General features: G+C 56.7%; 11 protein-coding genes. 5 read left to right on the forward strand and 6 right to left on the reverse strand.

Annotated elements, in window-relative coordinates:
* Positions 1-140: 140 nt before the first annotated feature.
* Positions 141-899: a Bax inhibitor-1/YccA family protein gene (locus Pan181_RS15840; RefSeq protein WP_145248023.1), complete on the reverse strand. Its 759-nt coding sequence runs from the start codon at positions 897-899 to the stop codon at positions 141-143.
* A 216-nt stretch (positions 900-1115) separates the two neighbouring features.
* Between Pan181_RS15840 and nth the strand changes: the two genes are divergently transcribed.
* On the forward strand, positions 1116-1808 hold the full coding sequence (nth, locus tag Pan181_RS15845; RefSeq protein ID WP_145248025.1) for an endonuclease III: 693 nt from the start codon (positions 1116-1118) through the stop codon (positions 1806-1808).
* 144 nt (positions 1809-1952) lie between these two features.
* On the forward strand, positions 1953-2519 hold the full coding sequence (dcd, locus tag Pan181_RS15850; protein ID WP_145248027.1) for a dCTP deaminase: 567 nt from the start codon (positions 1953-1955) through the stop codon (positions 2517-2519).
* Positions 2520-2549: 30 nt separating this feature from the next.
* On the opposite strand, the gene Pan181_RS15855 is transcribed toward dcd, so the two are convergent.
* Entirely contained in the window at positions 2550-4058 is a 1509-nt protein-coding gene (locus Pan181_RS15855; protein ID WP_145248029.1) for an ATP-binding protein, read from the reverse strand.
* Positions 4059-4408: 350 nt separating this feature from the next.
* On the opposite strand from Pan181_RS15855, the gene Pan181_RS15860 reads away from it, so the two are divergent.
* Positions 4409-5314 carry an HDOD domain-containing protein gene (locus Pan181_RS15860; RefSeq protein WP_145248031.1) on the forward strand — a complete coding sequence of 302 codons (906 nt, stop codon included), beginning with the start codon at positions 4409-4411 and terminating at the stop codon, positions 5312-5314.
* Between the two features lie 68 nt (positions 5315-5382).
* Here the strand turns inward: Pan181_RS15860 and Pan181_RS15865 are convergent, their stop codons facing one another.
* On the reverse strand, positions 5383-6558 hold the full coding sequence (locus Pan181_RS15865; protein ID WP_145248033.1) for a HEAT repeat domain-containing protein: 1176 nt from the start codon (positions 6556-6558) through the stop codon (positions 5383-5385).
* A 203-nt stretch (positions 6559-6761) separates the two neighbouring features.
* On the opposite strand from Pan181_RS15865, the gene Pan181_RS15870 reads away from it, so the two are divergent.
* The gene (locus tag Pan181_RS15870; protein WP_145248035.1) at positions 6762-7268 is read left to right on the forward strand and encodes a MogA/MoaB family molybdenum cofactor biosynthesis protein; all 507 of its coding nucleotides are present in this window, start codon (positions 6762-6764) and stop codon (positions 7266-7268) included.
* Positions 7269-7289: 21 nt separating this feature from the next.
* Here the strand turns inward: Pan181_RS15870 and Pan181_RS15875 are convergent, their stop codons facing one another.
* From Pan181_RS15875 to Pan181_RS15885, 3 genes are all read right to left on the reverse strand, one after another.
* Positions 7290-8375 (reverse strand): hypothetical protein, encoded by a 1086-nt coding sequence (locus Pan181_RS15875; RefSeq protein WP_145248038.1) that lies wholly within the window; start codon positions 8373-8375, stop codon positions 7290-7292.
* Positions 8376-8418: 43 nt separating this feature from the next.
* Positions 8419-9813, reverse strand: coding sequence for a c-type cytochrome (locus tag Pan181_RS15880; protein ID WP_197528407.1), 1395 nt, complete (start codon positions 9811-9813; stop codon positions 8419-8421).
* Between the two features lie 220 nt (positions 9814-10033).
* Entirely contained in the window at positions 10034-10408 is a 375-nt protein-coding gene (locus Pan181_RS15885; protein ID WP_145248040.1) for a CoA-binding protein, read from the reverse strand.
* 135 nt (positions 10409-10543) lie between these two features.
* On the opposite strand from Pan181_RS15885, the gene Pan181_RS15890 reads away from it, so the two are divergent.
* Positions 10544-11401: a formyltetrahydrofolate deformylase gene (locus Pan181_RS15890; RefSeq protein ID WP_145248042.1), complete on the forward strand. Its 858-nt coding sequence runs from the start codon at positions 10544-10546 to the stop codon at positions 11399-11401.
* Positions 11402-11430: the final 29 nt, after the last annotated feature.

An 11430-nucleotide genomic window follows, 5' to 3' on the forward strand; every position in this document is an offset into this window, starting at 1 on the left:
CAAAAAAGGCGAAATTCCCCGAATAAACCACTTGCCATTGGCCGCATCCCGCGCCCGCGGCTATTCCGGCTAACCAGGTCTCCGTTCATGGTGCCCAAGCGCAGCAGCACAGAGGGCTTGGCTACAGCGACCAGTCAACCTCAATTGCGACGCGACGAAGCGAGAACGATCTGCAGGATGTACCAAAAGAGCGTCGCCAGCGAAGCAAATAGCGCCAACGCGGCAGCAACGTGCTGCGTGGTGCGATAGTGATGAAGCACGTTCGAGGTGCTGTACAACACGCTCCCTGAAACGAGCACCACCATGGCAATTGGGAACCACACGCCGGAGAGCATTCCAGGAAAGAAGAAGCTGGCCGCAATCAGCCCCAGAGCCAGCATGCCGCCGATTCCGAGAATGGGACCGAGGAACGAGAAGTCGGCGCGGGTCAGGAAAACCCCAAGCGTAAGCCCAGCAAACACAAAGAGCGTAAGCACCGCCGCGACTGCGATGGGACTAAACGTCATATCTCCCACCGGGGTCGCGTAGTGATTTGCGATCCACAGCAATGGTGCCAACACAAACGATTCAAACAACACGTACAAGCCAAGGCCCATGTACTGCTTCGAGGCCGAGGTATCGGACATCGCCCACTTATTCGCTACATGACCAACCGCCATGAAAGCGGCCAGGATCAGGAACCAAGTTACCCGATTCATCATTCTTGGCATCAGCTGATTCATGGTGTCGCCGAACAGGGTGAAGTACATCACCTCGAGCATCACCAGTGCATAAACAGCCAAGGCAACATGCAGATACGTCCGACGGATAAAACTCAGTCGGTCAGCAGCAGGAGCGTCGGCGGCAACCATACCAAACGAAGCGTAGGGATTCTGAGCACGGAAGTCGGCTTGGTTCATGGCAGTTTTTCAGCTCGAATTATATGGATCATGCGGAATGGGAGAGGATACTACCTGCGGCGATACCCGCAAGCGTATGTCGGTGTTGGGCCAGCGTCAAGCTGATTCGCCATGCTCAAGGCGTTCCCGAGTGGGGTGGAACTTCCGCAACCCTTGCGAATGATAGATACTGCTGGCAGTTGCAATCGTCTCCCCCTACATGGTCGAACAAACCGCATGGCCAAGAAAAAAGCGAGCCCCAAGAAATCCGCCACCAAGACACCTGCGATGCCGGTTGCCGAAAGAAAGAAGCAGGCCGCCAAAGTGGTTCGACGGCTGGAAGCCGACTATCCCGATGCGGAGTGTGCGCTCACCCACGACAACGCCTACCAGCTGTTGATCGCAACGATCCTCTCGGCACAATGCACCGACGAGCGGGTGAATATCGTGACCGAGGAGCTGTTCGCCAAGCTTCCGACACCGGCTGATATTGCAGGTGCCCCCATCGCGAAGCTCGAAAAGCTCGTGCAGAGCACCGGTTTCTTTCGCAACAAAGCCAAGAATATCAAGGCCTGCAGCCAGGCACTGGTCGACGATCACCAAGGCGAGGTTCCTAAAGATCTCGATATCCTGGTCAACCTGCCAGGCGTGGGCCGCAAGACGGCCAACGTGGTGCTCGGCACCGCGTTTGGGATTCCCACGGGCGTGGTGGTCGACACGCATGTGGGGCGACTCTCTAGGCGGCTAGGACTCACCACGAATACCGATGCGGTAAAGGTGGAAAAGGACCTAATGGAAATACTGCCGAAGCCCAAATGGATTGAGTTCTCGCACCGCATGATTCACCACGGCCGAGCTATCTGTAACGCTCGCAAGGCTAAATGCGACGACTGCTCGATGAAAAAGTTCTGTCCCCAAATCGACGTATAGAGTCGGCAAATCCCCGTTAAGCGTCGCTTGCGAACGGCCGCGCGAAGCTTCCCCCAAATCTGGCGTCTTGAAAACCCCGCCGGTCTGGGGTGTAATTCATTGCTTACCTTGGGCACAGGTTTCGGGCAAAGGAGTTTCACGGCCATGATTTTATCGGGTCAGCAAATTCTCGAACGGTTGGACGGCGATATTCAAATCGACCCCTTCGATGAGTCGCGGCTTAATCCAAACAGCTACAACCTGACGTTGCATGACGAGCTGTTGGTTTACGAAGAATTGGTACTCGATATGGCCAAGAGCAATCGAGTCCGGCGCATTCGTATCCCTGACGAAGGGCTCACGCTCAGCCCCAATCAGCTGTACCTCGGCCGCACAAACGAGCGAACCACTACGCACAATTTGGTGCCGCAGATCGAGGGTCGCTCGAGCATCGGCCGCCTGGGACTGTTCGTTCACGTAACCGCCGGCTTTGGCGATGTCGGCTTCTCCGGCTACTGGACGCTCGAGATGTTCGCGGTGCAACCGATTCGTATCTATCCCGGGGTACCAATCTGCCAGATTTTCTACCACGAAATCACCGGGGAGATCACCGAGTACGCTAGCAAGTACCAGCACAATCGCGACATCCAGCCGAGCAAATTGCACGAGGAGCTGTGCGATGGGGAAGCCCACGACCCGCAGTTACCGCTCAAGTTTGGCAACGGTCGCTAAGCACTCAGCCGATGGAATCGCGCCGCACGGCTACATCACCGCGAAGTAGTTCTCCACGGCAAAGTCGAGATTCTCGCGCGACATGACCGCGGGGGCCTTCACGTAATGGCAGTAATTGCGAACCTGCAATAGCAAGTCGCGAGGCTGGCAGCAACGCATGGGGCGATTCACTGCCTTGTAGTGCGTTGCGATCAGGTACTCCAGCGAATCCTGGTTGTATTCCACTCCGATAATCGGTGCCATGATCTCGAACAATTCGCGGAACGCGGTTTCTTCGGGATCGGTCACTTCGATCTTGTAAGGAATACGACGCAGGAAGGCGTCGTCCACCAGATCCTTTGGTTCCAGGTTGGTGGAGAAGATAATCAGCTGATCAAACGGCACCTGAATCTTCTTACCACTGGCCAGATTGAGAAAGTCGTATCGTTTTTCTAGCGGCACAATCCACCGATTCAACAACTCGTCGGTGGTCATCCGCTGACGTCCAAAGTCGTCGATCACCAAGGTACCGCAGTTGCTTTTGAGCTGCACAGGAGCTTCGCTCACGTTGGTTGCGGTGTTGAGCGTCACCTCGAGCGAGGCCATCGTCAATTCACCACCCACCACGATCGTGGGACGCTTGATACGTACCCAACGATGATCGATTTTGCGGTTATCGAGCAGGCCGTCGAAGTCTTCGACTGGCGCCAGCTCATGCAAGCTCGGATCGTACAACCGCATGATCTCGCCATCGATACCAATGGCGCGAGGGATCCAGATGTACTCACCAAACGCCTTGGTCACCCGCTCGGCGATACTCGTTTTACCGTTACCCGGAGCACCATACAGGAACAACCCCCGTCCAGAGTTGATCGCGGGCCCGAGTCGCAGCAACATTCGGCGGTCGATCAATAGATCGTCAAACGCGCGATGTAGGTCTTCTTCGCTCGGATGCTGATCGGCGAGCGTTTGCTTCGTGACGCTATCGATATAGTGCTTGAGCTGCACGGGAGCCGAACCGTAGTAGGTGCAGTGCTCGCTAAGCTTCTTCGCCCGATCACGACCTTTGTTCGTGAGCTGATAAATATAGTCGTTCATCATGGCCGCACCACGATGTCCGACCAATTGATCCTGCTTCATCTGCTGCAGCAATGGATCGATGATCCGAAACGGCAGCTTTACCTGGTCCGAAAGATCCCGCCCGCTCGCCTCGCTGCGCGTATTCAGGCACTTAAGCAGTAGGTCCTCGACTTCGCTCTCAGTGATGCCTGACTTCCGGAGGTTATCAGGTTCCACGGGGATCCAGTCGCCATGCAGATCGCGTTGATCGGCAATCGGATCGGTGGAAAAAGGAGTCGCTGGGACAGTTGGATCGGTTGATTCGCCGGTGCGGTGAGATTCGTCGCTGGCTGCCGAGCCTGGGACCACCGGCATCGTAACGGCCGGTTCCTCGCTGGCTGCGGTGAGTTCATTAATGCGAGACAGCAGAAGATCGAGTCGCTCTTGGGCGGCATCTTGATCCGCCACAGCGGGGCCACCTTGATTTTGAGAGTAAGGCATCGTGGGGCAATCTCCGAGTCGGGGCTCTCAACCTGCGCGCTACGGTCCCCGTGGCCGACAAACGGCTACTTAGGGACTCAAGATGAACTGTACTACATAGAGCCGCATGAGCAAGCAACTCGCCATGATCGAACGGTTATGACGATTCCCCGAACCTTATGGCTTGGATGGAGTTTTGCTTTGCCCCGGTCTCCGAGAAATGTCGACACACTTTCGCACTCTGGTTGCAAGCAAGGTAGGTTTGTCTGTCGCTAGAGGTTCCGTAAGGACCCGGCGAACACGCTCCGTGGGGCATATAGGTCTGCAAAGACTCAACGAATCAACCGTGTTCTCCAACCAGTGATGCTACCGTGACAGCAACCGTTGCAACATCGAAGGACGAATTGGGCGAAGGCACGCTCGAACTGCACAACGAGGCACTTGAAACATTGTTTCAACGCCTTAGTGAGTTATCGTCGCTGCCATCGATTGCCCTCCGTATTATTGAAGCAGCGGTTGACGAAGGAACCGATGCCGAAGACCTGCGACAATTGATCGAGAAAGACCCTGCCCTTTCGGCACGGATCATTCGCATCGTCAATTCGTCGTTCTACGGCGTGCGTCAAGAAGTTGCCGATCTGCGTAGCGCTATCGCACTGCTTGGTACCAAACAAATCCGCAACGTTGCGATCACCGTGTTCGTTTCTCGGCAGTTCAACGCTGCGAGCAGCAAAGACACCTTGGATCGCAATCGGTTGTGGAACCACTCGATGGCGGTTGGAGCAATCGCTCGTCTGCTCGCAAAATCGACCCACAAAGCCGACTCGGAAGAAGCCTATCTGGCTGGATTGCTACACGACATGGGCCTGTTGATCATCGATCAGCACCTGGCTCGTCACGTGCCCCGCATTCGGTCGACTATGGAAGAAGGATCGACCTTGCACGAAGCCGTGCATCGCATCCTTACGTTCGATCCTTCGCAACTGGGTGCCTACGTCGCTTGGCGTTCGAAGTTCCCCTCGCGTTTGATCTCGGCGATTGAGTTTCACCAGAAGCCTGATGACTTCAAAGGCGACGAACGAGAACTCACCGATCTGGTAGCCGTGGCCGATTACGTCGCCACCCGCAACGGTGTCGGCGTGATGCTCGAAGCCGAACCGCTAATGCCACCAGCGACCGTGTTTGAACGTTTGGGCTTGAGCGAAGAAATTCTCGACCAAATGCTGCCGCAGATCGAAGAAACGCTGTCGGCCACCAAGGCGATGGCTGCTGCCTAAAGCCACAGGGTCTTGCAAGCGGCGATCCAAGAGATGTAATCGCTGTGCATTGCTGCGCACAAATTGGCTTAGCGATCGCGACGCAAATCGACCTGCACCATGCGTGCCTGCGTAGCGTGCCATTTTTTCCAGGTCGATTGATCGTAACCAAAGTGCTCGTTCGACAACTTCACGAGTGCCGAGAGAACATCCGGATTTCTTAGCAGTCCAGAGACTTCTTTGGGGCCACTGCCGCCGAACGAGAAGCCCCCGGTTGAGGGACTCACCGAATAGGTATCGCCTCCGCTGGCATTGCCAACCACTTTCTTGTGCTTGGTCACCAAAGCATCGATCAAGGGACCAATCGCCGACTTATCGTCCAGGCTCGCCAAAGCGACTCCAGCACGATTGACTACTGCGTTCTCATTGCTCCGTAGTGCCTTGACGTACGCTTCGGTTAACCCCGGACGGCCCGAACGAATCAGCGCGTCGAGACTCTGCAAGCGAATCTCTTCGTCGGGATCGTTGAGCGACAGTTGAACTAAGGCGTTTACCGTTGCTTGATGATCGATCTGTCCGGCGGTCTTCGCCAGCAAGCGACGAACCTTAGGGTCCCGTTCATCGGAGAGCAAATCGACGAGATGAGGCCCTGCCATCGGATCGCTCAGGTTGCTAAAGTTGGCTACCGCTTGCTGCACGTTATCGGCGTTGCGATCGTCCAACCAGCGTCGCCATTTGCGAAGCTCCGACCGCCAGTAGACGTTGAGCTGCTTGAGTTGTTCTTCTTGCTCCAGCACCGCTATCTCCTGCCGAGTGCGATAGCGACCGTCGTGCCATACCATGCCGCGTTCGGCCATCAGTTGCTCGCGGGTCATCCACTTGCCATCGACATTGCGAAAGTTCAGCAACTGTCGAGCTTCGGCATTGGTGGGATCAAGCTCCACCACGCGTTCTGCATGCCGAGCGGCTTCGGTATTGAGTTGCGACTCGCGGCACCAACGGGCGAGCGCCAGCTGGGCTTCGACCGTATCGGGGGCGGCAAACGCCCGCGAGGCGTACGATTGCTGCTCGGCCGAGGGTGAGTCGACCTTCATCACTTGCGCCCGATCGAGCGTAATGACCGTGCCCGACTCGGTGGTCACGCGATACGAACCATCCTCCAGCTGCTCTACTTTGCCTTCAATCTGCCCACCCGACTTCAGTTCCACGATGTCGGCCAGGGCGGCTGGAGAGACGACCAGTAGTAGCAACAGTAAAATACGCATGGGTTTCCGGCAGATTTAGGGAGGAGTGCAGGACCAGCACCCATTATAAGGAGTGACGACCATCGAGTGCCAGCAGCTTCGTTGCGAAACCAGTGCCAAAAGCTCTGCGCTACAGTTCGCGGGCCACTTTTGCCGATTGTTCCAGCAATATGGACACTAACTACCTCATCCAGCCAACCCATGTTGCCGAGGAGAAACATCCAATGTCGCTAAAACAACACCACTCTGACGCCGCCCGACCGGTCGCCGTGGCGGTGCTTACGGTGAGCGACACGCGCACCGCTGAGTCCGACCATGGCGGCGCTCTAGTGATTGAGTTGTTGAACGAAGCGGGCCACGGGGTAGTGGATCGCGAAATCGCCCCCGACGAGCCGATGCTCATCGCCGAACTTGTCGCTCGCTGGGTCGAGAATCCCGACGTGCAGGCAGTGCTCCTCACCGGCGGCACCGGCATTGCTCCTCGCGACCTGACCTATGAAACCATCACCACGATGCTCACCAAGCAGCTCCCAGGCTACGGCGAGCTATTCCGCATGCTTAGCTACCAGGAGATCGGCCCCGCGGCCATGCTCAGCCGAGCGGTGGGGGGCGTGTGCGGCGATACGGTCGTGCTGACGATGCCTGGCTCGACGGCTGCAGTTCGACTGGCCATGGAGAAGCTCATCCTGCCCGAACTTGGCCATCTGGTAAACGAAGCGACGAAGTACTAGATCTAGACCTGAACGAAGTATCTAGCTAGTTTGGTTTTCCGACTGCATTAAGCGTTTGCGGACGTTCCAAATGATGCCGGCGATGACCACGGCGTTGCCGACGAAGAACAACAGGAACACGCCCAGCCCTTGAGTATGGGCGGCTTGTTGAGTATCGCGAACTGCAGCATCCCACTGCTCGACACCGACGAGCGCGACGTAGCGACGTACTTCGCGAAGTAGCGTAGCAGCGATAATCGCCAATCCGATGCTCGCCGAGGCCGAAATCATCCACTTGGTTTGCAACTGGCCGCTCTTAGCGATCATCCCCCACGAAGCAACAAAGCCGGCCAGTCCTACCCCGCCGACTACCAACAATGCCAATGGCCACGGTTGCTGAAGCGCCTTGGTAACGCTTTCCGGTAGCACCACCGCGTACCAAATGGCCGCGAGCACTGCTCCGCCTGCTCCACTTAGTGCGGTGAGCGATAGCCGACCAACAGTTTGTTTATCGGCGGTATCCATTAGTTGCCAGCCGAGAAGCACTGCGAAGGTCGCCAGCGAACCGATCATCCACAACGACAGTCGGGGAGGCAACTCGGCCGTTTGGTGCCACCAGCGCCCTGCGGCAAACTGCTCGGTCCATGTCTCTTGACCAGCAAGAGAGAGCAGATGATTCTCCGACCAACTCCAAGCAACAAATAAGAACATCGCCAGTACGCCGACCGCGACGAGTGCCTGCAGGCCTTTGCCGCGTGCTTCGAGCCATTTGGTCTTCTGCAAGTAAAGCAAGTAAAAGGCGACGATCAACACTGGCAGAATGGCCATCCAACGATGGAATAGCAGCAGGTTGGCCGTGTAGAAAGCATGCTTGTAAAGCAACTGCACGAACAGGATGGGGGCTACTCCCAAAGTAATGGTTACGCCTAGAGCGAGCGGCAACCAGTCTTTTACCACCGACACCATTGTGCGTGTTGCCTGGCAATATTCCCCGAACAATCGATAAACGGCGGCCCCGGCCACCATCAGCGCACCAGCCACAACGTAGTTCATCACCACCACGTGCAGTACCAGCGTCACGAGGTACAACACAAAGTAACCAAGGCTTTCGGTGGGCAAGTCAAACATGGGGTCGCTATGGGACGTTAGTAAATCGGATCGAGAAAATCGCTCACTGAGGGCGGGCAACCATGGAACGAGTGCCGGCTTCTTCCAAGTGCTGGGCGATACTCTCCAGCACCGAGGCGTCGGTGGTCTCGGACCACTCGGTCGGTCGGGCATCGTGTTGCCAGCGAATAAGCTGCACCAAGGCTTCAAGCTCCTCCGGCGTGCCCGCGAATGGTGGCATAAACGCCTTCGTATGCTGCAGTTTGGCGATATTCAGCCGCTGTTGATCGACGCTCCACGTACCAGCCAAGTGCACCAATCCATTTGCTCCATCCATCGTGTGACAGATGCCGCACTGCATACGAAACACGTGTGCTCCAAGCTGCAGCTGCTCGGTGGGATAGCTGTCGGCATCGACCAAGGGATAGGGATCGTTGGTGGTACACCCTACGCGACGGAAGTAGGCCACTTCGTCTTCGGTAATGCTGTTGGAATACAAGGTGTGCCTTACTGTGTAGGGCTTACGAACACCTTCGCGAACAAACTCGCCGCCGGCAGTCGCGGCAAACGCCAGAGCACACAGTAGCGACGCGGTCGCCCCGTTGATGGTGAGATTCGACTTCACCAGCATCGCGAGTCCATACCCGCCGATCAGCAGCGAGGCCCCTGCCCCGAGCGAAAAGAACAGGGTCATGGCTATGCTGCCACCCATGATCCACTGCCGGCTATCCTCGGGCAGCGCCAGCATGAACCAGCCACCGATCAAAGGCATGAGTGCCATAGGAGCGAGAAACCAAAATACCCGGCGAATCAACGTGCGACGCTCTTCGAGAGTGAAGGCCTTGGCCAGATTCACCACCAGCGCGGCGACGAGTCCCGCAATGGCCATCGCAGCCAAGGTACGATAGACAAGCGACGGCCAGAACGTAGCGTTGAAGAAGCCGGCCCACACGCTACCGTTATCGAGCCATCCACTCGGAGTCAGTTGCCAGGACAGAATCCCATTAATCCAGAACAAACTCATCCATGCAGCAATCGCGTAGAGAATCAGTAACCGCAAGCGAGTGGTTCCGTCGAGCCGCGGGGCGTAGCGATAGAAAATGTAGCCGCTGGCGACTTCAAGGCAGAAGAATGTCCACTCGGTAGCCCACAGCCAGTGAAATTCATCGATCATCATCCCGATCGTGCGAGGACTGATCTGAATGGTGGTAAACCACATGGCCACGCCGGTCACTGCTCCGGTGACGAAGCTCACGAGTACCAGCCAGCGAAAGTATCCGTCGACAAATCGGCGAGCGAGTTCGTCGTCACGGTTATTGGCCCGCCACTGGAAGTAGCAGAGTAGCATGCCGCCGCCGATGGCAAACTGGGCGACAAACACATGAAATATACCGAGGCCACCGATCACCATGCCCTGCATGACGGGCCCAAAACCGTTGACCGGATAATAGGGAAACACAACCGCTACTCGGGGTTTGAGGGGTTCGTAGGAACACGATCCGTGCATGCAGCACGAGCGTGATGCGTGTAGGGCGGTATCCATCGCAGTGTTTCCGACAGAAACCATTGCGAGCCCAGCTTCGAGTGAGTTCTAACGTATCTTAGCAGCCCGACAGCGTTCGCCCTCGTGCGGCAAAACGTCGCACGCTAGCTTCATGAAGTACGAAATCCCACGTGCGCTACCCCCCGCCGCGATTCATCACGTCCACAATGCTGCAGGCTTGAATCGGCTCTAGCCCCAACTCGTGGGCGCGGGCTAGCACCTCAGGAGCGTCGCTGCCGGGATTGAGCCAGAGCTCGTCGCACCCTTTCGCGGCGATCTGCTCGATCACTTCGATTCCGACCGCCGGAGGCAAGTACACCGAAATTCGGTTGAGATGCTCCACCGGCACCTCGGCAAGCGAAGTGTACACAATGAGGCCGTCAATCTCTCCCCCCTTCGGATTCACCGGGAAAACCTCGTACCCTTGGGACAGGTGGGCATGAATCGATCGGTTTCCATACTTCGCCGGGTCGGCGCTGGCACCTACGATCGCTACAGTCGGTTTAGACATACTCGGACCTCACAGAATTGGCAGCCGAACGAGGTTCGACCTTAGTTGATCTGGCGGAGCCGCATTTATAGTGGACTGATAAACTATTTCGGGCCAGCAACGCTCGCAACCACTTATGACCGGTTGGAAAGTAATATGCAAGTCGTAATCACAGCCGTAGGGCCTGACAATCGAGGATTGGCGGATCCGATTGTCCATTCGGTGACCGCCCTGGGAGCGAACATCTCGGAGATCCAGATGTTCGACCACGACCAGGAGTCGGTATTCAGCATGCTAACTCGTGTGGAGATTGATCCAGGCCAACGCACGAAAGTGGAAGAAGCCATGGCCGGCGTGGCAGAAAGCACTGGACTTTCCGTGCGTACCTGGTCGCCTGACATCTGCGGCAGGAAGCCTCGCGTAGCGATCTGCGTGACCTTCCGTCCCGAAACCCCACGTGCCATTCTAGAAGCGATTCAGGATGGGGCTATCAAGGCGACTCCGTCGGTGATGATTGGCAATCGTGAAAAGTGCCATAGTTTGGCAGACGAATTTGGAGTTCCCTGGGAGAACATCGCCGACGAAGATGGGATTCCCGATGACGAGCGGCTGATCGACATCTGCGACGAACATCAAGTCGACTACATTGTGCTGGCCCGCTACATGCGAGTGCTACCAGCGGCAAGCTGCTGGAAGTACGCTGGGGGGCGAATCATCAACCTACATCACGGCTTGCTGCCGAGTTTCCCAGGCATTCGCCCCTATCACGAAGCGTACGCGAGTCGCATGCTCACCTTCGGAGCAACGTGCCATTTCATTGTGCCAGAGTTGGATGCTGGCAATCAGATCATTTACCAATCGACCTTTACCGTTCCTCCTGGGCAGACCGTCGACGAAGTCGTTCGCCAAGGGCAAGAACGCAACGAGCCACACTGCTTGGTGGAAGGAGTTCGCCGAGTGGTCGATGGCGAAGTGAAACTTCACTTTAATCGCGTCGTAGCCACTCACCGCTAACACTTCAGTGGCCACCCAACATAAAAAGC

Origin of the sequence: Aeoliella mucimassa (genome assembly GCF_007748035.1) — a bacterium.
Lineage (GTDB): Bacteria > Planctomycetota > Planctomycetia > Pirellulales > Lacipirellulaceae > Aeoliella > Aeoliella mucimassa.